Source organism: Kitasatospora sp. NPDC057198 (assembly GCF_042670125.1).
Lineage (GTDB): Bacteria > Actinomycetota > Actinomycetes > Streptomycetales > Streptomycetaceae > Kitasatospora.
The window spans coordinates 1-19686 of record NZ_JBHUWH010000052.1 but is presented as its reverse complement, the minus strand read 5'-3'; the positions used below and the strand labels follow the sequence as shown (position 1 = coordinate 19686).

Annotated in this window: 15 protein-coding genes and 1 tRNA gene; 8 read left to right on the top strand and 8 right to left on the bottom strand. The window is 74.4% G+C overall.

The features are described 5' to 3' along the window. Positions 1-7: 7 nt before the first annotated feature. Entirely contained in the window at positions 8-826 is an 819-nt protein-coding gene (locus ACFUEL_RS09155) for an HAD family hydrolase (RefSeq protein ID WP_380235416.1), read from the top strand. A gap of 243 nt (positions 827-1069) precedes the next feature. Here the strand turns inward: ACFUEL_RS09155 and ACFUEL_RS09150 are convergent, their stop codons facing one another. Then, complete coding sequence (locus ACFUEL_RS09150; RefSeq protein ID WP_380235415.1) at positions 1070-1288, bottom strand: zinc ribbon domain-containing protein; 219 nt, start codon at positions 1286-1288, stop codon at positions 1070-1072. Positions 1289-1341: 53 nt separating this feature from the next. Continuing rightward, on the bottom strand, positions 1342-2592 hold the full coding sequence (locus ACFUEL_RS09145; protein WP_380235414.1) for a hypothetical protein: 1251 nt from the start codon (positions 2590-2592) through the stop codon (positions 1342-1344). Between the two features lie 179 nt (positions 2593-2771). Between ACFUEL_RS09145 and ACFUEL_RS09140 the strand changes: the two genes are divergently transcribed. The 3 genes from ACFUEL_RS09140 to ACFUEL_RS09130 all read left to right on the top strand — a co-directional run bounded on the left by ACFUEL_RS09140 (position 2772) and on the right by ACFUEL_RS09130 (position 5736). Continuing rightward, positions 2772-2843: transfer RNA gene (locus ACFUEL_RS09140), tRNA-Val, on the top strand. Between the two features lie 1352 nt (positions 2844-4195). Then, entirely contained in the window at positions 4196-5074 is an 879-nt protein-coding gene (locus ACFUEL_RS09135) for a DUF4396 domain-containing protein (RefSeq protein ID WP_380235413.1), read from the top strand. Positions 5075-5160: 86 nt separating this feature from the next. Next, on the top strand, positions 5161-5736 hold the full coding sequence (locus ACFUEL_RS09130) for a flavoprotein (RefSeq protein WP_380235412.1): 576 nt from the start codon (positions 5161-5163) through the stop codon (positions 5734-5736). Between the two features lie 34 nt (positions 5737-5770). On the opposite strand, the gene ACFUEL_RS09125 is transcribed toward ACFUEL_RS09130, so the two are convergent. Next, positions 5771-7117, bottom strand: a complete 1347-nt coding sequence (locus ACFUEL_RS09125; RefSeq protein WP_380235411.1) for an acyltransferase — start codon at positions 7115-7117, stop codon at positions 5771-5773. 214 nt (positions 7118-7331) lie between these two features. Then, entirely contained in the window at positions 7332-7982 is a 651-nt protein-coding gene (locus ACFUEL_RS09120; protein ID WP_380235410.1) for an NAD(P)-dependent oxidoreductase, read from the bottom strand. 367 nt (positions 7983-8349) lie between these two features. Here ACFUEL_RS09120 and gcl point away from each other — a divergent pair, with 367 nt between their 5' ends. The 4 genes from gcl (at position 8350) to ACFUEL_RS09100 (ending at position 16124) form a co-directional block, all read left to right on the top strand. After that, positions 8350-10131, top strand: a complete 1782-nt coding sequence (gcl, locus tag ACFUEL_RS09115) for a glyoxylate carboligase (RefSeq protein ID WP_380235409.1) — start codon at positions 8350-8352, stop codon at positions 10129-10131. Positions 10132-10317: 186 nt separating this feature from the next. Beyond that, complete coding sequence (locus ACFUEL_RS09110; protein WP_380235408.1) at positions 10318-10752, top strand: hypothetical protein; 435 nt, start codon at positions 10318-10320, stop codon at positions 10750-10752. Positions 10753-10758: 6 nt separating this feature from the next. Then, a complete protein-coding gene (locus tag ACFUEL_RS09105; RefSeq protein WP_380235407.1) occupies positions 10759-15135 on the top strand; it encodes a caspase family protein in 4377 nt (1458 codons plus the stop codon). Positions 15136-15305: 170 nt separating this feature from the next. Continuing rightward, complete coding sequence (locus ACFUEL_RS09100; RefSeq protein ID WP_380235406.1) at positions 15306-16124, top strand: trypsin-like peptidase domain-containing protein; 819 nt, start codon at positions 15306-15308, stop codon at positions 16122-16124. Between the two features lie 19 nt (positions 16125-16143). Here ACFUEL_RS09100 and ACFUEL_RS09095 read toward each other — a convergent pair whose 3' ends face one another. From ACFUEL_RS09095 to ACFUEL_RS09080, 4 genes are all read right to left on the bottom strand, one after another. Then, complete coding sequence (locus tag ACFUEL_RS09095; protein WP_380235405.1) at positions 16144-17430, bottom strand: sensor histidine kinase; 1287 nt, start codon at positions 17428-17430, stop codon at positions 16144-16146. After that, positions 17427-18182 carry a two-component system response regulator CseB gene (cseB, locus tag ACFUEL_RS09090; RefSeq protein WP_380235404.1) on the bottom strand — a complete coding sequence of 252 codons (756 nt, stop codon included), beginning with the start codon at positions 18180-18182 and terminating at the stop codon, positions 17427-17429. The genes ACFUEL_RS09095 and cseB overlap by 4 nt, the downstream gene beginning before the upstream one ends. Next, positions 18179-19009, bottom strand: a complete 831-nt coding sequence (locus tag ACFUEL_RS09085) for a hypothetical protein (RefSeq protein WP_380235403.1) — start codon at positions 19007-19009, stop codon at positions 18179-18181. The genes cseB and ACFUEL_RS09085 overlap by 4 nt, the downstream gene beginning before the upstream one ends. A gap of 127 nt (positions 19010-19136) precedes the next feature. Further along, positions 19137-19686 (bottom strand): class F sortase (locus tag ACFUEL_RS09080; protein ID WP_380235402.1); only part of this gene is annotated, 550 nt, incomplete at its 5' end.

Here is a 19686-nt window from a genome sequence, read left to right as displayed (position 1 = left end):
CCCGCCCGTGCCGCAGTTCCTGGTCGCCAGCGACCTCGACCGCACCCTCGTCTACTCCAACCGCGCCCTCGGCCTGGACGTGCCCGACCGGCTCGCCCCACGGCTGCTCGCGGTGGAGGTGCACGACGGCAAGGCGCTCTCCTTCATGACCGAGCAGGCCGCCGCCCTGCTCGCCGAGATCGCGGCCCTCGCCCCGGTCGTCCCCGTCACCACCCGCACCCGCGCCCAGTACGAGCGGATCCACCTCCCCGGCCCCACCGCCGACTGGATCCCCCCGTACGCGGTCTGCGCCAACGGCGGCCACCTGCTGGTCGACGGCCTCCCCGACCGGGACTGGCAGCACCAGGTCCGCACCCGCCTCGAGGAGCGCAGCGCCCCGCTCGCCCAGGTCGTCGAACACCTCGCGCTGACCGCCGACCCGGAGTGGACCCACAAGCGGCGCGTCGCCGACGAGCTCTTCGCCTACCTGGTCGTCGAGCGCGCCGAACTCCCACCCGGCTGGATCGACGACCTCACCGCCTGGTGCGCCGAGCGCGGCTGGACGGTCTCCCTCCAGGGCCGCAAGGTCTACGCCGTCCCCGCCCCGCTCTCCAAGGGCGCCGCGCTGGACGAGGTGCGGCGGCGCACCGGCGCCACGACCGTCCTGGCGGCCGGCGACTCGCTGCTCGACGCCGAACTCCTCCTCGCCGCGGACCTGGCCTGGCGGCCCGGCCACGGCGAACTCGCCGAGACCGGCTGGACGGCGCCGGGGGTCACCGCGCTGACCGAGACCGGCGTCGGCGCGGGGGAGGAGATCCTCCGGCAGGTGCTCAAGCACGTCGCCTGAGCCCCGCTGGTGCCACCGGGGGGCTCACGAGAGCGAAATCAGGGGCTCGGGGAACGGCGAGGCCCAGGCTGCTGCGGGTTCACTGCCGTTGCGTGCCGTCGCTTCGGGTTCTGTTACTACGACGCAGCAGCACGGACCTTCGACGGGCTCCGGCCGTCAGCAGCTCGGCCCCGCCGTTCCCCGGGCCCCTGAAGGGGCCACTGCGCAGCACGGCCCCGCCGCTCCCCGGGCCCCTGAGGGCGCTCAGCCGCAGCAGCCCCCACCGCAGCAGCCGCCGCCCCCGCCCCCGCCGGCGGGGGCCGGCGCGGAGGCACCCGTGCCGGTGACGGCGACGGTGGACAGCAGCTTGACGGTGTCGGGGTGGCCCTCGGGGCAGGTGGCCGGGTCGTTGGCCCGGGCCATCGGGCGGTTGAGTTCGAAGGTGGCTCCGCAGGAGCGGCAGCGGAAGTCGTAGCGAGGCATACCGAGCAGGGTACCGAGGGCCGGTTCAGCGGTCGCGGTTCAGCGGTCGCGGATCAGCGGGGCCCGCGGATCAGCGAGACCACCTCGGCCGCGGTCTCCCGGACGGCGGCCAGCTCGGTCAGGAAACGCCAGTAGTCGGGGTGCCGGCCGGACTCCTCCAGCGCGGCCACTGCCCGGTCCAGCCGCCCCACCGCGGCATCCAGCGGCCCGGCGTGCCGCGGGTCGGGGGCCTGTCGGCCGGCCATCGCGAGGCGCTGCGCGTCGCGGAGGGCGAACCGGGCGCGCTCGATCTCGCGGTTCGGGTCGTGCTGCACCTCGTTGAGCTGCTGGAGCCGGTCGTTGACCGCGGTGACCGCGCCCCCGGCGGTGTCCAGCAGGGCGCGCACGGTGCCGATCGCCGCCGTCGCGTCCGCCCAGCGCTGCTCGTCACGGGCCCGGCCGGCCTCGGTCAGCTTGGCGCGGGCGGTGCGCACCGCGTCCTCGGTCTGCGCGGGCACCCGCTGGAGGTCCTGCCAGCAGGCGGTGGAGAACCGGCGGCGCAGTTCGCTGAGCGCCGGGTCCACGGTGTGGGCCCGGTTCTCCAGGGCGTCGATGCGGGTGCGCAGCGAGGCCACCCGGCGGTCGATCTCGGCGGCCCGCTCCGGGAGCTGCGCGGCCTCGGTGCGGACCGCCTCGGCCCGCCGGGCGACGTCCTCGGCGCGCTGCAGGGTGGCGGGCACGCCGTGCTGGGAGACGCCCTGGTTCAGCCTGGTCAGCTCGGGCGCGAGCTCGGCCAGCCGGGTCGCCAGGTCGTCCGCGCGCAGGCCCGCGCCGCGGACCTGCTCCAGGGCGGTGGTCGCCGCCAGCAGCGCCTGCTTGGCCCGTTCGACGGCGGGCGTGACCCGGATCAACTGGGCCTCGGCGTGCTCCACGACCGGCTGCAGGCGGCCGACGAAGGCACCCAGCTCGGCGCGCTTGGCGTCCAGCTCGCGCTTGGCCTGGTCGAGCTGCTGCCTGGCCCGGGCGACGGCGCCCGGGTCGGCCTCGGCGGACTCCAGGTCGACGGAGTCCAGCGCGCTGAGGTAGGCCACGGTGACCTGGTCGATCCGGGCGGTCAGCTCGGCGAAGTCCTGCTCCACCCGGCGGGCGGTGGCGGGCTCGCCCGCCGACTTCACGGTCTCCACCGCGAGCAGCGCGTCCCGCTGGGCCGAGTCCAGTTCGTAGAACGACTCCTGGGCGGCCTCCCGGGCCGCCCTGGCGTCGGCGCGGGCGCCGTCCCGACGGCCGCCGCCCCACCAGCCGCCCCGACCACCGCCACTGCTCACCGCACGCTCCCTGCTCCGTATCCGTCCTGCCACTTCCTTCCCGCCATTCTTGCCGATCACCCGCCCCGCCCGGCACCCCCCGTCCCGTCCGCCCTCCGGAAGGGGGCGGCGAAGCACTCCGCGGACCAGGTAGTCTGTCCACTCGTCCTGTGACCGGCCATGCCGGCCCACTTCGACGAGGGCGCATAGCTCAGCGGTAGAGCGCCGCCCTTACAAGGCGGATGTCGGCGGTTCGAAACCGTCTGCGCCCACCCTGAAGATGCAGGTCAGAGGCTCTTCCGTCGATCCGGCGGGAGGGCCTCCGGCGTTGCGGCACGCACCCGACACGCATCGCGGTGCGGGAAAGACGCCGCCGGCACGTCCGGCAGCAGGTTCTCGTCCGCATCCGCACCCGCGTCGGCTCCGGCCGCGCCGACCTGCTCGCGTGGATCAGCGCGGTGCCGGTCTCCACCGCTGCCAACGCGTGCGGGGCCTGCCGGCGGAGTTGTACGACCGGCTGAGGGGCTTGGCGCGAGGACGCCGGCCGTGGCCCGGAGCCGGCCGCCGTGGTGATCGACGCGCGGTCCCTGCGGGCGGCGGCCATGGCCTCGGCATCCTGACGCGGGTGCGGCGGGGCGAAGAAGGTGACCGGGGGCAAGCGTCACACCGTGGTCGACTGCCTCGGGCTGCTGCCGGCCGTGCTGGTCACCGCCGTGAACGTGACGGACCGGGGCGTCGCGATGCCGCTGCTGGAGCGCGGTCCGGGCCGACGGCGGTTGCGCGGGCCGCTTGGTCACCTGGGCGAAGCAGGCACTGCGACTGACCCCTGTGATCGCCAAGCGAGGCGACGGCGCATCCGGCTCGGTGGTGCTGCCCAGGTGCTGGGTGGTGGAGCGCACACTGAGCCGGCTGATGCGCTCGCGGCGCCCGGGGCCGGCCCCAGGGCAGCGGCAACCTCCTGACACGCCATCACCCTGCCGCCCCCGTCCCGGCGTTCGGCCAGGGCGGGAAGGAGGCGCTGGTAGTCCACGGCCAGCACGCCCGCCACCGACCCGGGCCGCCGTACCGGGACGATCGAGCCCGCACGGGGCGCCCTCGGTGGGCGGATCCCGGCCGGCGTGTCCGGAACGGGTTCCGGCTCCGACGCGCAGGGCTCGTCAGGGTCCGGGCCGGCCGCGTCCGCAGCCCGGACACGCCGCCTCGGTCGCCGGTCGAACGATCCTCGCGCTGCGTGCTGTTGCACCTGCCCGGCGATCACGGTGCCGAGGCCGTCCATGACGCCCTGGGCGCCGTGACCGGCGAACTCCCCGCCGAGTCGAGTCGCTCGTCCACGTGGGGCCAGGGCCGCGAGGCGGACCGGCATGCGGAGTTCACCCCCCCGACGCCTCGCCGCCGTCGCCGAGCAGCTCAACGGGCGTCCGCGCAAGACGCCGGGCCGGGAGATCCCGGCCGAACGGCCCACGCTGCTCGCCGCCGTCCATGCACCCGTTCGACGTCCTGCACAGCCGGGGCCGGCAGGAGCCGCCCGGGGAGCCCACCGGGCACCGACCGATCGGGGGCCGCCCGCTGGCTGCCGGTTGCCGGGGCTGCGAGGCTGCCGGGGGGTGACGACCGGGAGGTGCCCGTGCTGCTCGACGGTGTGATGCTGCTGTGGTTCCTGCAGGTGGCGATCGCGGTGCTGTTCGTCGCGATCGACATCCGGCGCACGCCGGAAGCGACGGTGATGAAGTGGGGTTTCGTCGTCATCACCGCGTTCAGCGGCCTGTTCGGCGCCCTGCTGTACGTGCTGAGCTGCCGCGAACCACTGCCCGGCACGCACGAGCAGTACGTCTCGGCGAAGTGGCGGCAGGTCGTCGGCTCGACGATGCACTGCGTGGCCGGTGACGGCATCGGCATCCTGGCCGCCGCCGTGATCACCTCCCGCCTCGGGCTGCAGCCGTGGGCGGAGGTGCTGTGCGAGTACGGCTTCGGCTTCCTGTTCGGCTGGACGGTCTTCCAGGCGCTGTTCATGAAGGACATGTTCGGCAGCTACCGGGAGTCGCTGCGCAGGACCTTCGTCCCCGAACTGCTGTCCATGAACGCGGTCATGGGCGGCATGGTCGCGGTCATGATCCCCTGGATGACCAACACGATGCCGCACCCCGGCCCCGGCGAGGCGGCGTTCTGGTTCATCATGTCGATCTCGCTGTGCGCCGGCTTCCTGGTGGCGCTGCCGATGAACTGGTGGCTGGTCGACCGCGGCCTCAAGCACGGCATGATGACCGTCCGCCACGAGCAGCCGGCGCCCCCGGCAGCCGGAACGGCCCACTCCGGCGCCACCCACTCCGGCCACCTCCCGACAGCCGCCGGACCCCACCTCCCCGGCGACGGTGGTGGCGGCGACCACCACGCGATGGACGTCCACGTCGGCCGCTGCGCACTCGTCGGCATGACCATCGTGAGCTTCCTGGTGTACGGCGCGGGCTTCGCTATCGCAGGGATCTTCGGTCACCTGACCATGTGACCCGCCCACCGACCCCCGGAGGGGGCGTTCGGGGGTGGCGCACCGGGGTGTTGCGGGAGTGGCGGCCGGCCCGGTTGCATGGCGGCATGACGGAGGCGGGGGCCGGACGGCCGGTGGTGTACCTGTTCGGGTCGGCGGCGGGGGTGGTGACCGGGATCGGCGGGGCGGTGCGGGCGGGGCTGGCCCGCGGTTGGGACGTGGCCCTGGGGTTGACGCCGGTGGCGCGGGAGTGGCTGGCGGAGCGGGTGCCGGAGTGGGAGGAGTTGACCGGGCACCCCGTGAAGTCCGCCTACCGCCGGCCGGGGCAGCCGGACGTGCTGCCGCCCGCCGACGCGGTGCTGTTCGCGCCGGCCACCTTCAACTCGGTCAACAGCCTGGCTCTGGGCCTGACTTCGTCCTGGGTGGTGGGCTACGCGGCGGAGGCGGTGGGCAAGGGGGTTCCGGTGCTGGTGATGCCCTGCGTCAACACCGCCCTGGCCGCCCACCCGCAGTTCCCGCGCAGCGTGGCGGCGCTGCGCGGGGCCGGGGTCCGCGTCCTGCTCGGTGAGGGTGCCTTCGTCCCGAACGAGCCCGGCGCGGCCGGTCCGTACCCGTGGGACGCGGCCCTGGACGCGGTGGCCCGGGCGCTGGGCGAGCGGTGGGGGGTGAAGGGTGAGGAGTGAGAGCGAGGGTGAGGGGTGAGGGGGCCGGGTGGGGTCAGAGCAGTCTGCGCGGGGCGACGGCGGGGGCGGGGTCGTCGGGGTGGCGGTGCGGGTGGAGCAGGGCGGCGGCGGTGCGGAGCCGGGCGGCGGTGCGGGCGGGGAGGACCAGGGTGTAGAGGTGGCCCTCGCCGCGGGGGCCCTCCACCAGCCAGGAGGTCCAGGGGAGTTGGAGGGTGGCGGCGGGGCTGAAGGCGACCGGGCGCCGTCCGGCGAGCGGGAGGTCCTGCAGGCCCAGCCGGCACCAGCTGGAGATGGTGAGGGTGCGCCGGGAGGGGTCGAAGCCGGCCGGGACGCACTCGGCGGCGCGGTCGCGGCCGATGGTTTCGAGGAAGCGCAGGTTGCTCCGGACGCCGAGGTGCTTCTCGGTGAACTCCTCGACGGCGGTGCGCAGTTCGGCGGCGTACGCGGCGGGTCCGGTGCCGGGCGGGCAGGGCAGCCGGATCTCGCCGAGCAGGTTGCCGAGGGTGCCGTCGGGCAGGCCGAGGACGCGGCGGAGGTTGACCGGCACGGTGAGGGTCTGCTCCTCGCCGCCGGCGCCGTCGACCTCGCGCAGCACGTGCAGCAGGTGGGCGCAGAGCGCGTCGTTGGCGGACAGCCGGCGGCCGGCCGCGGCGCTGTGGGCGGCGCGCAGCCGCTCGGTCTCGGCGGGGGAGAACCAGACCTGGACGGTGCGGTTGGCGAGGGCGGCCCCGGCGATGGTGCGGCGCAGTTCGGCGCGTTCGGCGGGGTCGGGCAGCCGCAGGCCGGGGGTGCCGCAGTCCTCGGCGGGGAGGTGGGCGTCGAGTTGCCCGTCCCGGTCGGGGGCGCGGTGGACCTCGGGCAGGTCGGTGCCCTCGGTGCAGGCGGACCAGGTGCGCAGCAGCAGGGCGAAGGTCTGCATGTCGCCGACGGCGTGGTGCCAGGAGACGCCGAGCGCGCAGGCGCCGTCGGCGAGCCGGTTGAGCCGGACGGTGAGCAGCGGCAGCGGTTCGCGGCGGGCCTCGGTGGCGCGGACGTGGTCGACCAGGCCGCCGGCGGGCAGCGCCGTCCGGTCGAGCGCCTCGGCGAGGGTGTACGGGGCGTCGGCGACGGTGAAGGGGACGCCGGCGTCGTCGGTGTCGATCCAGAGGTCCCCGGCCGGGTCGGTGCGCAGCCGTCCGGCGAACTCGGGCAGGTGGCCGAGGGCGCGGGCGAGCCCGGCGGCGAGGGCGTCGGGGTCGAGCGGGCGGTCGTGGAAGAGGACCACGGAGACCGGCAGGTCGGCGAGCAGCAGGTCGCCGACGGAGCAGCGGACCGGTCCCGGGCCGGGGCGGCCGGCCCGGACGGTGCGGACCTCGGTGTCGGACGTCAGCGTGCCGGTCATGCGGTCCCCTCCCCGGATCGACGGGGGAACGATAGGGGCCCGCGGGCCGGGGACACCAGAGGTACCCGAACGAACGGTTCCGCTTCGCACGGGTACGTGGTGCTTCGCACGCCGATGCCCGAAAAGGCGGGAACGGCGGGAACGGCGGGAACGGCGGGGGCTGCGGGAACGGCGGGGGCTGCGGTTCCGGCGCGGTCCGGCCGCGCGGGGAGGGTCAGTACGCGACGGTGAAGCGCTCGCCGAGGTGCTTCGGCTCCTCGACCTCGTCCAGCAGCGCCACCGCGTAGTCCTCGGTGGAGATCCGGCTCTCGCCGTCCGCGCCGATCACCAGGTCCTCCAGGCCGGTGCGGTAGGTGCCGGTGCGCTCGCCGGGGGCGATGGTGCCGGCCGGGGAGAGGTTGGTCCAGCGCAGGTCGGTGACGGTGCGCAGGTAGTCCAGCGCGTCGCCGTGCGCGTGCATGATCTGCAGCAGGAACTCCGGCAGGCCCGGGGCGTCCCAGACCTGCTTGCCGTCGGGGGTGCGCAGCGAGCCCGCGCCGCCGACCGTGAGCAGCCGCGGCGCGCCGTCGCCGAGCGTGCGCAGCCCCGCCACCAGCGATTCGAAGGACGGCTCGATCAGCGCCTGGTGGCCCGGCCCGTCGCCGCCGCCGACCGCGCTGACCACCACGTCCGCGCCCTTGGCGCTGTCGGCCACCGTGGCCGGGTCGAGCACGTCGCCGGTCACGACGGTCAGCGCCGGGTGCTCGACCGGGAGCTTTGCGGGGTCGCGGACCACGGCGGTCACGGTGTGGCCGCGCCGCAGTGCCTCGTCCAGCACGCGGGAGCCGATGGTGCCGGTGGCGCCGTACAGGGTGATGGTGCTCATCGTGGCGTGTCTCCTCTGGTGGGGTCGCCCGGCGGGTCCGCCCGGCGGGTCCGCCCGGCGGGTTCGTCCGGTGGGTTTGCCCGGTGGGTTTGCCCGGTGGGTTTGCCCGGCGGGTTCGCCGCTTGGCGTTTTCCGTCGTCGCAACGACCGTACGGGCGGTGCGGCCAGGTGGGCGAGGTACCGGGCCGACAGGGGGTGGTGAAAAACGGACAGCCGGGTGGAGCGGTTCCCCAGCCCGGGTGCGCGGCTCTGCAACGTTTTGTTGAAACCTACCTTGACGGCCCCGGCGCAGCCGTCTTAGCTTGCTTTCGCATTCCAAAACTATTCTTCCGCATCGCGGAAGTTGCGTCGACGGCAGGAGTAGCCGATGCCCCGCATGACAGCCGCCCGCGCGGCCGTGGAGATCCTCAAGCTCGAAGGCGTCGAGGTGGCGTTCGGCGTGCCCGGCGCCGCGATCAACCCCTTCTACGCCGCGCTCAAGGCGTCCGGCGGCATCCGGCACACGCTGGCCCGGCACGTCGAGGGCGCCTCGCACATGGCCGAGGGCTACACCCGGGCGAAGGCGGGCAACATCGGCGTCTGCGTCGGCACCTCGGGCCCGGCCGGCACCGACATGATCACCGGGCTGTACTCGGCGATCGCCGACTCGATCCCGATCCTGTGCATCACCGGCCAGGCGCCGGTGGCCCGGCTGCACAAGGAGGACTTCCAGGCCGTCGACATCGCCTCGATCGCCAGGCCGGTCACCAAGGCCGCCACCACCGTGCTGGAGGCCGCGCAGGTCCCCGGGGTGTTCCAGCAGGCGTTCCACCTGATGCGCTCCGGCCGGCCCGGCCCGGTGCTGATCGACCTGCCGATCGACGTGCAGATGACCGAGATCGAGTTCGACCCGGAGGCGTACCAGCCGCTGCCGGTCCACAGGCCCGCCGCCAACCGGGTGCAGATCGAGAAGGCGATCGCGCTGCTCCAGGAGTCCGAGCGGCCGCTGATCGTGGCCGGCGGCGGCGTCATCAACGCCGACGCCGCCGAACTGCTGCTGGAGTTCGCCGAGTTGACCGGCGTCCCGGTCGTCCCGACGCTGATGGGCTGGGGCGTCGTCCCCGACGACCACGAGCTCAACGCGGGCATGGTCGGCCTGCAGACCTCGCACCGCTACGGCAACGAGAACTTCCTCGCCTCCGACTTCGTGCTCGGCATCGGCAACCGCTGGGCCAACCGCCACACCGGCGGCCTGGACGTCTACACCGCGGGCCGGAAGTTCGTCCACATCGACGTGGAGCCGACCCAGATCGGCCGGATCTTCGCCCCCGACCTGGGCATCGCCTCCGACGCGGGGGCCGCCCTGGTGCTGCTGCTGGAGGTGGCCCGCGAACTGGCCGCCGCCGGGCGGCTCAAGGACCGCCGGGAGTGGGCCGCCAGCACCCAGGAGCGGCGGGCCGCGCTCCAGCGCAAGACCCACTTCGACGACGTGCCGCTCAAGCCGCAGCGCGTCTACGAGGAGATGAACCGCGCCTTCGGCCCGGAGACCCGGTACGTCACCACCATCGGCCTGTCGCAGATCGCCGGCGCGCAGATGCTGCACGTCTACCGGCCCCGGCACTGGATCAACTGCGGCCAGGCCGGTCCGCTCGGCTGGACGATCCCGGCCGCCCTCGGCGTGGCCACCGCCGACCCGGAGGGGCAGGTGGTCGCGCTCTCCGGCGACTACGACTTCCAGTTCATGATCGAGGAGTTGGCGGTCGGCGCGCAGCACCGGATCCCCTACGTCCACGTGCTGGTGAACAACTCCTACCTCGGGCTGATCCGGCAGGCGCAGCGCAACTTCGACATCGACTTCCAGGTGAAGCTGGAGTTCGAGAACGTCAACGCCCCCGAGCTGGGCGTCTACGGCGTGGACCACGTCCGGGTCGCCGAGGGCCTGGGCTGCAAGGCGATCCGGGTCACCCGCCCCGAGGACCTGCTGCCCGCGTTCGAGGAGGCCAAGAAGCTCGCCGCCGAGTTCCGCGTCCCGGTGGTGGTCGAAGCGATCCTGGAGCGCGTCACCAACATCTCGATGGCCGCCGCGGACATCGACAAGGTCATGGAGTGGGAGGAGCTCGCCACCGCGCCGGGCGACGCCCCGACCGCGATCCGGCCGCTGGAGGTCTGACCGCCGACCGGTCGGCGGGCGGGCGGGTACGGGGGCGGGTACGGCAAACGTGTTGCTTCCGCCCGCCCGCCGTCACTCGATCGGATGGTCGGATTTTGGCATTCCGACGGTCCGGCTGTCGGGAAGGCGGAGAAACGCCTCGTGAGGACACCGCCTCCTGCGGCGACCGGGCCGATGGTACTTCATATGCAGACGCGTCAAGTCGCGAGTTCGGCCGGGGATACCGTTTGCGCCGACCATGGATTGTCCGAGGGGCGGATTGGTACGGGAATGTCAAGGCGGAACGCGGAGAACCTGCCGGTGGGGGGCGCGGCGTCCGAGACCCTGCTCTTCTGGGTCAACGAATCGGACGCAGCCGCGGAGGACGACTCCATGGCCCTCTTCGGGCGGGGATCGGAACCGGCCCTGCGCCGGGTTCCCCTCGGCGCGCTGCGCACGAACCTCGCGGAGACGGTGGACGCCCTTCAGGACCTCTTCGGACGGATCGCCGACCGCGGTGGCCCGATGCCGCTCAAGCAGGCGCAGGTGACCTTCCAGGTGTCCGCGAGCGGCGGGATCCAGTTGGTCGGGAGCTCACAGGTGCAGGGAACTCACGGGATCACCTTCGTCTTCGGCGGTTGACCTTCGATGCCCAAGTACTCGGCGCTGCTGATCGGTGCGAGTGAATACGTCCAGCCGGGCATCCAGCCCCTGAGGTTCGTCCGTCAGGACATCGAGGTCCTGGCGGATGCACTGCGGGCGCGCGGGACGGATGTCACGGTGCCGCGGTCGGACAAGCCCGTCAGCGCCAACTTCATCAACGGTGAGGTGTCGGCCTTCCTGAAGCGGGCGGAGACGGGCCAGAGCCTGTTGATCGCGCTCAGCGGCCACGGGTTGCACGCCGGCGGACAGGACTACCTGGTGCCGGAGGACCTGCACCCGGAGATCTCGCCGGTGTGGTCGGGGTGCGTGTCGGTCGACTGGCAGGCACAGGTGGAGAACACCCGCGCGGCCCAGGTCCTCTTCCTGATCGACGCCTGCCGCGAGGGGGTGGACCACGACGGGATGGGGGCGGTCGGCTGGGCCAGTAGCAAGGCGAAGGCCGTCGCGGGGCGGAAGGTCGCCCACATGTACGCGTGTTCGCCGGGGGAAGTGGCCCGTTTCGTGGACGCCGAGAAGGAGGGCTCTCCCGTGCCGGGCGGGTCGTTCAGCATCTTCTCCCGGGCGGTCAGCGACGTGCTGGCCGCCCCGTCCGGCCCGGTCGACCTGGAGGGATTGCAGGCCCTGGTCCAGTCGAAGATCGCGGACAGCTACCAGCGGTACCGGAAACTCCAAGTTCCGCAGCGCGTCCGTGTGCGCACGACGGACGTGCAGAAGGAGTTCGTGGTGGCCGCGGCGCTGCGGCGGCGTCGGGCCGCGACCGCCGGTGGGCCGCCTCCGCTCACCCCGCCACCGCCCGACCCGGTCGGGTGCCCGCCGGGGCCCGGGACGGACGATCCCGGGCAGAAGCTCGCGGAGACCCTGCACCAGGTGCTGGCCCTGGGGCGGTTGGACGCCCTGGAGCCGTTCGTGGCGGTGTCGGACACCGACCAGTTGGCCGACATGGCCGGACTGCTCACCCACCACGACGCGCGGGAGCGCCTGTGGGCGGGCATCGCGGCGCAACGCCCGCCCGGGGCGCTCATGGAACTCGTGAAGCGGCTGTTCGCCGACGGCCACCAGGATGCTCCCGGGCCGCTGGTGGCACACGCGGCCGCGGCACGGCAACCGGGGGAGCTCCTGGTCGCCGCCAAGGACGCCGGGCTGCCCTCCCCACTGATGGACACGGTGCGTGGAACGGTGCTGCGCGTCGTGGGCGAACGGTCGGCTGCAACGATGGCGGCGGCGGTCGACGACCTGGTGAGAGGCGGGTTCACCGCAGAGGCGGACCTGCTGCTCGCCGGGGCGATGTTCGAGGACGACCTGCCGGAGGCGCTGCGCGCCCTCGACGGGTACGGCCGCACCGCGGAGGCGGACGGCTTGATCCTCCGGGCCGTCCGCGGCAGTGCGCCGGGGCAACTCGACCGGACGGTCGTCCGGGCGTCCTCGACGGCCGTCCCGCGGCACCGGGTCGTCGCGCTGGAGGCGGTTGCGACGCTGCCGATTCCCGGTGTCACGGAATGGATGGCCGGCCTGGCCAGGCCCGACGCGGGCCGGGACATGGCCTTCGTACTCGCCGCGATGATGGAGCTGCAGTCCGACTGGCACGTCCTCCTGCCCGCACTGAGGAATCGCGGACTGCCGTCGGCAGCCGTCGTGCGGCAGGCGTTGGAGAACCTCGGTGAGCGTGAACTGTCCACCCTGTTGGACCACTTGGTGGGCGGGCCGGTCGAGGCCGAAGCATTCGAGGTCGTTCGCGTCCTGCTCGTTCCCTTCCGGTCCCGCACGGCTCTGGCACTGCTCTCCCGCTACCGGCAGTACGGAGGCCCCGTCCTCCTCCGTGCCGTCCTGGACGGGCTGCCGGGAGCACCGGCCTGCCAGGTCGTGGAGTTCCTGCACGGCGTGGAGAACGAGCCGGCCGTTTTCGCGGAGGTGACGAAGTCGCTGTCCCGGATCTGCTCAGCGGCGGAACTGCTGCTCCTGGTCAGGGCGTTGGGCGGGACGAGGCTGTCGGGGCTGGGGGCGGGGCTGTGGCGGGTGCTGGTGGAGGAGCGCCCGGCGGACGCCGTGTGCGCCGCCCTCGAGTTCGCTTCGGCGGACGAGGCGGCGGCACTGCTCGCGGGAGCAGTGGCAGCCGCCCGGTGCCCCGGGCGGCTGGCGGAACTGGTCGAGATGCCCGGGCACACCGAACTCGCCGCCCGGTTCGGTGCCCTCGCGGTGGGGATCCTGCTCGGAGCGGTCGGCGAAGCGGCCGTCACCGGCCTGCTCTTCGAACTCCTGGAACGGGGCTGGACGGACGGCGCCGACCGACTGCTCCGCGGCCTGGCCGCTGGTTGGCCGCCGGACCCGCTGCTGCGGCTCACCCGGCGACTGGCCGCGGGCCGGTACGGGAACCTGGCGGACCTGCTCGTCGACCGGGCCGCCGAGCACTGGGACGTGAAGCACTTCGCGCGGCTGCTGGAAGGCCCGCCGGGCCGGGCCAGGATCAGGATCCAGGAGGCCCTCGACCGGACGCTCCGCACCCGTCGGCCGGAGGAGTTCCTGCGACTGATCGTGCAGTTGGCCGCGGTGGAGCCGTGGTCAGGCGGTGGGATCGTGGCCAACCAAGGGCAGGAGATGCTGCTGAGGGTGGCCGAGGGGGAGGCGGAGACGTTCGCGGCCCTGCTGCGGCGCCTCGGTGCCATCGGCCGGGGGATTCCTAAAGGGATCGTTACCGTCGGGCTGGTCCGCCGCTTCCTGGCGGTCCACCCGGCCGAGCAGGGGCTCCTGCTCCTCCGTCACCTGCACGCCGGGGAGCCTGAGTACCGCACGGACGCGGGCACGGCGCGGGCGTTCCGGGAACAGGCCCGGCGGCTGCTGCGGGCCCTCGGGGAGGAGGACGCCGAAACCCGGGAGCACCTGTGGCGGGTCTGCCGCACGGCCCCGCAGTTGCGCCCGTTCGAGCTGAGGAACCTGCTGGCCGACCTCCGCACGCACGGCATGCAGGACGAGGCCGTGGACATGCGGGAGTTGCTGCTCGAAGTGCAGACGCCCGAGACGGTGGCGAGGCTGCTGTTCGAGTACCAGGGGGTGAGTCGGTTCCTGCGCCAGGACTTCGAGGCCGTCTGCGGGCGGGCGATCGGCATGCCCGTCGCGGACGCGGCTGACCTCCTCGCGATCCTGGAGCGGGCAGCGGGCCCCGACCACTGGTTCACGGCTTGCTACGCGGCCTGCGCTCCCCCGGCCCGGGTGCGCGCCGTCGTCCTCGAACTGATCGCCGACGGCCGGGCGGCAGTGGCCGCAACGGTGCTCACCGCAGGACCGTGGTCCGAGCCCGAGGGGGAGTCGGGCGGCTGGCCGGTCGAAGTGGAGGTGTTCGCGAACCTGATCCCGAGCCTGGAACCCGCGACGGCCGTCAGGGTGCTGCACCACCTGGTCGAGGGTGGGGCGTCCGAGCGGGTCCTCTCCGCATTGCTGCGCGGGGCCGCGGCGGGGGACGTCTTCGGGCTCTGGTGGCATCTCCAGGCCCGGCAGAGTCACCGGTTGGCCGCACGGCTGGTCGATCTGGCGCCCCCGGAGACGGACATCGCCCACTGGTACCGGGAACTGGCCCGGCTGCCGGTGCCGGTGGACCGGGCCGCGGTTCTCGCGGAGACCGCGAGTGATCTGCCGTTTCCCCGTTTGCCGGAGGGCCGGGAGCCGGCTCCGTCGCAGCTCGCCGCCGCCGTGCTGCACCGGGTACCGGAGGAGGCGGCCGAACTGCTGACCGCCCTCGTGGCCAGGCCCGCCGTGCTGGTCCGGACGGTGCAGGTGCTGGCGGCGGCCCGCCCCCTCCCCGAACTGGTCGACGTCCTGAGGCGGTTGGACGTCACGGGCGAATCGGGTCTCTTCTTCACAGTGCTCTGCAGGGTGGCGTCCCACGAACCGGACGCCCGGTTCCTGGGGCTGCTGAGGAGCGAGTGGGACTCGACGTTCCCGACGGTGGTCGCCAGGTTGGCGGGGTCCGCCGAGGCGCACGAGATGGCCTCGCTGATCACCACCTTGGCGGGGGCCCACCACTCGGACTCCGCCGATCTCCTGATCACCAGGCTCGTCGTCCAGAACAGGTCGGGCGCGGACATGGCCCGGTTGTTGAACGGCCTCAAGGGCCTGGGAGCGCCGGAGGTGATCCGGGACAGGGTGGCGGCGGGCTACTGCCTCAGTGCGCGAACGGCGGAAGTCGCCTCCTTCCTCCACGGTCTGGCGCGGCCCGGCCTCGAGAGGGACCTGCGGCAGGCGATCGGCGTGGTCGTGCGGGCCGGGCCGGAGCGGACCCACCACGTCAGGGCCGATCTGGCAGGAATGGGCGCGAACGCCGTCCTGGGCTGCTCCGGCAGGATGGAAGGCGACGGGTGGCCCCACGGATAGGCCGCCACCGGTGAAGTCGCGGGCGGTGAAGCGGGAAAGCCGTCATCCGGAAGCGAGTTGACGGTGCGTCGGGGACGGCGGCGCTCTTGACACAGTGTCATGGGCGCGCCAACTTAGGGGAACCCCAGTAGGACCCCCAGTGGTACCCCCACACCCCGAGAGGCACCCTCATGAAGAAGCCGCTCACCGGCGCGCTCTGCGCGCTCACCCTCGCCGGGGCCACCGCCCTGGTCACCGCCGCCCCCGCCTCCGCCGCCACCGTGACCTTCGCGGGCACGGTCGCGCTCAGCAACTGCTCCGGCTCGCTGGTGCGGATGCCCACCTCGGTGGACAGCGACCCCGGACTGATCCTCACCAACGGCCACTGCCTGGAGAGCGGCATGCCCGCCGCCGGACAGGTCATCACCGACCAGGCGTCCACCCGCAGCTTCACCCTGCTCAGCGCCTCCGGCAGGAGCCTGGGCACCGTCCGCGCCAACCGGGTCCTCTACTCGACGATGACCGACACCGACGTCACCCTCTACCGGCTCAGCACCAGCTACGCGACGATCAAGAGCCGCTACGGGATATCCCCGCTGACCATGTCCACCGCCCACCCGGTGGCCGGCAGCGCGATCAAGGTGGTCTCCGGCTACTGGAAGAAGACCTACTCCTGCAGCATCGACGGCTTCGCCTACCGGCTCGAGGAGGGCGGCTGGACCTTCAAGGACTCGGTCCGCTACACCTCCGGCTGCGACGTCATCGGCGGCACCTCCGGCTCCCCGGTGATCGACGCCGCCAGCGGCCAGGTCGTCGCGGTCAACAACACGATCAACGAGGACGGCCAGACCTGCACGCTGAACAACCCGTGCGAGGTCGACCAGAACGGCACCGTCACCATCCACCCCGGCATCGGCTACGCCCAGGAGACCTACACCATCCCCAACTGCTTCGGGCCCGGCAACGCGTTCGACCTGACCAGGTCGGGCTGCGTGCTGCCCCGCCCGTAGCCCCGGGGCGGCGCGCGGCTCAGGCCCCCGGGTCCTCCCGGGGGCCCGGCAGGACGAGCCGGGCCAGCGCGCCGCCGTCCGGATGGTCGGACAGGTGCAGCTCGGCCCCGATCGCCCGAGCGTGGCCCTGCGCGATGGTCAGGCCCAGGCCGTGGCCGCCGCCGCGCTCCCGGGCACCGGTGCGGAAGCGGCGCGGCCCCTCGCGCAGGATCTCCTCCGGGTAGCCGGGCCCGTGGTCGCGCACGGACACGGTGGCGCCCTCGACCGTCACCACGACCGGCGGGCGGCCGTGCCGGTGGGCGTTGGCCAGCAGGTTGGTGAGCACCCGGTCCAAGCGGCGCGGATCGGTGCTGACCACCGCGTCGGCGACGACCCGCAGCTCGGCCCCGGCACCGGCACCGGCACCGGTCCCTGCCCCGGCAGCGCCGGCCGCGGCAGCGCTGGCCGCGGTGCCGCCGGCCGTCAGGGCCCGGGCCAGCAGCGGCCCGAGCGGCAGGTCCGCCAGCTCCGGCGCGTCCGCCCCGGAGTCCAGCCGGGACACCTCCAGCAGGTCCTCCGTCAGGTCGCGCAGCGCGCGCACCCGGTCGCGGACCAGCTCGGTCGGCCGGCCGGGCGGCAGCAGCTCGGACGCGGTCAGCAGGCCGGTCAGCGGCGTGCGCAGCTCGTGCGCCACGTCGGCGGTGAAGCGCTGCTCGCCCGCCAGCCGGCTGCGCAGGGCCGCGGACATCGAGTCGACCGCGGCGGCCAGTTCGGCCACCTCGTCGCGGGCCCGGCCGAGCGGTCCGATCCGGGCGTCCAGGTCGCCCCGGGCGATGGTCCGGGCGGTCCGGGCCGCCGTCCGCAGCCGGCTGCTGATCCGGTCGGCGGCCAGCACCCCGGCGAGCACCGTGAACAGCACCGACAGGGCGGCGCCGACCGCCACCGCGCGGTCCAGGTCGGCGATCGCCCGAGCGTCCTCGGCGTAGTCCACCCGCACCGACAGCACCCGCCCGTCCGCGCCGGCCGCCGCCCACATCGCGGGGCCGTGCGGGCCGGGGCCGAGCACCGAGCCCTGCCGCTCCCGCAGCGCCAACCGCCGCAGCTCCGGCGGCAGCGCCGGGTCGTCGGCGGCGGCGTGCCAGCCCGCGACCAGCTCCCCGGTCGCGTCGTACCCGGTCAGCACCGCGTCGAGGGCGGCCGCCGCGGACTTGCGGGCCTGGTCGGTGTGCTGGCGCACCGAGGCGTGGTGGACCAGCAGCACCACCGCGAGCGCGACCAGGCAGGAGACCAGTGCGATCACCGCGGCGATCTGCCGGCGCAGCGTCACGGCGTCCGCCGCAGCTTGTAGCCGAAGCCCCGGACGGTTTCGATCCGGGCGGCGCCGATCTTCGCCCGCAGCCGTTGGACGTGCACGTCGACCACCCGGCTGTCGGCGCCCCAGGAGTAGTCCCAGACCCGTTCCAGCAGGGTCTGGCGCTCCAGCACCACGCCCGGCGAGGCGGTGAACTCCAGCAGCAGCCGCAGCTCGGTCGGGGTCAGCGGCACCGGCCGGCCGGCCACCCTGACCTCCATGGCGCCGGTGTCCACCTCCAGGCCGTCGATCACCCGGACCGCGTGCGCCGGATCCGGACCGGTGGCCGGACCGGTGGCCGGGGAGGCCGGGGCAGCCGGGGACGCGGGGGCGGCGGACGGCCCGAAGCCGGTGCGCCGCAGCACGGTGCGGATCCGGGCGACCAGGACGGCGGTCTCGAACGGCTTGACCACGTAGTCGTCGGCGCCCGCCTCCAGGCCGGAGACCACGTCCACCGGCTCGGTGCGGGCCGACATCATCAGGATCGGCAGCTGGCTCTCCTCGCGGATCCGCCGGCACAGGCCGACCCCGTCGAGCAGCGGCAGCATCACGTCGAGCAGCAGCAGGTCCGGCGGGGCGGCCCGGAACCGCTCCAGGCCCTCCAGGCCGTCCGCCGCCGTGTCCACCGGGAAGCCGTAGCGCTCCAGGGCGAGCTGGGTGGTCTCGCGGATCACCTCGTCGTCCTCGACCAGCAGGATCCGCGGGGCGCCGGGCACGGGGGTGCTCACCGCCCCTCCCGCACGGCGGGGCTGGCGGAGGGGATCGGCGCGGGCGCCGAGGTGGGGCTGGGCGCCGGGCCGGACACCAGGCTCCGGGACGCGCTCGGGACGGGCGTCGGCTCGACCACGACCACCGAGGCCGGACCGCACCCGCCCGTCGGCAGCAGGCAGCCGGTGCCGTCCGCGTCCGGCGAGGTGACCTTGACCCGCTGGTCGACGATGACCGGACGGCCGAGCGTCCAGCGGTAGGTGCGGCTGGTCTCGGCGGCCGGGCCGGTGGGCTCGTGCACGATCAGGTCGGTGCCGACGGTCTCGGCGGTGAAGCCCGGCAGGGCCGTGACGGCCAGCACCGGCTGCACCCGGCGCTCGTGCAGCGCGTACACGCGCAGCACGGCCCGCGGCGAGTCCGGGCCGGTGCCGGGCAGCACGGCGGTCAGCAGTTCGGGGCTGCCGTCCCCGTCGAGGTCGCGGTACCGGGCGGGGCGGACCTCGCACCCGGCGCAGCCGTGCTCCAGGGCCGCCCGCTCGTCCGGGGTGAGCGCCGGGTCCGCGGCGAGCACGGTGCGGGCGTCGGCCCCGTCGAGGGTGTCGAGCACCAGGCCGGGCAGCGGGGCGGGCGGGGCGTCGCTCTGCTTCGCCGCCGCGCTCCGGCCGGCCGCCGCGTCGGGGGCGGCGGCCGGCCACAGCGGTTGCGCGCTCGGGTGCGCCCGGACCTGCCGGGCCGCCCCGGCGTCCTCCAGCGCGCCTGGGGCCCGGCAGCCGGCCACCGCCAGCAGGACCGGCAGGCCGAGCAGGACGCACGTGGACAGGGTGGTGCGCGGGGGCCGGGTCCTCACGTCGAACGGCGCCTCTCGGTCGGTGGGCGGGGGCGCAGCCAGTCTGCACCACCGGGAACGGCCGCCCGCCGCCCCGGTGGGACGGCGGGCGAAGGGCGACGGGCGACGGGCGGCGGTCGGCGGGTCCTCACGGCAGCGGGTCGGCGAAGACGACGATGTTGTCGGAGTAGTGGCCGTCGCGGCCGAGCGTGCCGCCGCAGGTGACCAGCCGCAGCTGCGGGCCCGCGGCCGCGCCGTACACCAGCTCGGTGGGGAACGCGTCCTTGGCGTACTGGTGCAGCTCACGCACCTGGTAGGACCGGGTGCCGCCGTCCTCCCGCCGCACCTCGATCCGGTCGCCCGGCCGCAGCCCCGGCACCCCGTGGAACACCGCCGGGCCCCGGCGGGTGTCGTAGTGCCCGAGCAGCACGGTCGGCCCGTCCCCCGCGCGGTACCAGCCGACCTGCCCCGGCCGGTCGAGCGGCGGCACCTCCACGGTGCCGTCCGGATTGAGCCCGACCCCCAGCACCGGCGCGTCCACCCCGATCCGGGGGACCACCACCCGCACCGGCGGGGAGAACGCCGGGGCCCCGGCGGACGGGGCGGCGGGCGGGGCAGCGGACGGCGGGGCGGACGAGGGACCGGACGGGACGGCGGCCGGCGCCGCGGCGGCGGGCCGGGCCGGGACGTCCGCGGCC

Excerpts from the sequence above, each read along its gene's own strand:
- ACFUEL_RS09100 (WP_380235406.1), top strand. The coding sequence starts at position 15,306 with ATGAAGAAGCCGCTCACCGGCGCGCTCTGCGCGCTCACCCTCGCCGGG.
- ACFUEL_RS09130 (WP_380235412.1), top strand. The coding sequence starts at position 5,161 with ATGACGGAGGCGGGGGCCGGACGGCCGGTGGTGTACCTGTTCGGGTCG.
- ACFUEL_RS09110 (WP_380235408.1), top strand. The coding sequence starts at position 10,318 with ATGCAGACGCGTCAAGTCGCGAGTTCGGCCGGGGATACCGTTTGCGCC.
- ACFUEL_RS09150 (WP_380235415.1), bottom strand. The coding sequence starts at position 1,288 with ATGCCTCGCTACGACTTCCGCTGCCGCTCCTGCGGAGCCACCTTCGAA.
- ACFUEL_RS09120 (WP_380235410.1), bottom strand. The coding sequence starts at position 7,982 with ATGAGCACCATCACCCTGTACGGCGCCACCGGCACCATCGGCTCCCGC.
- ACFUEL_RS09125 (WP_380235411.1), bottom strand. The coding sequence starts at position 7,117 with ATGACCGGCACGCTGACGTCCGACACCGAGGTCCGCACCGTCCGGGCC.
- gcl (WP_380235409.1), top strand. The coding sequence starts at position 8,350 with ATGCCCCGCATGACAGCCGCCCGCGCGGCCGTGGAGATCCTCAAGCTC.
- ACFUEL_RS09105 (WP_380235407.1), top strand. The coding sequence starts at position 10,759 with ATGCCCAAGTACTCGGCGCTGCTGATCGGTGCGAGTGAATACGTCCAG.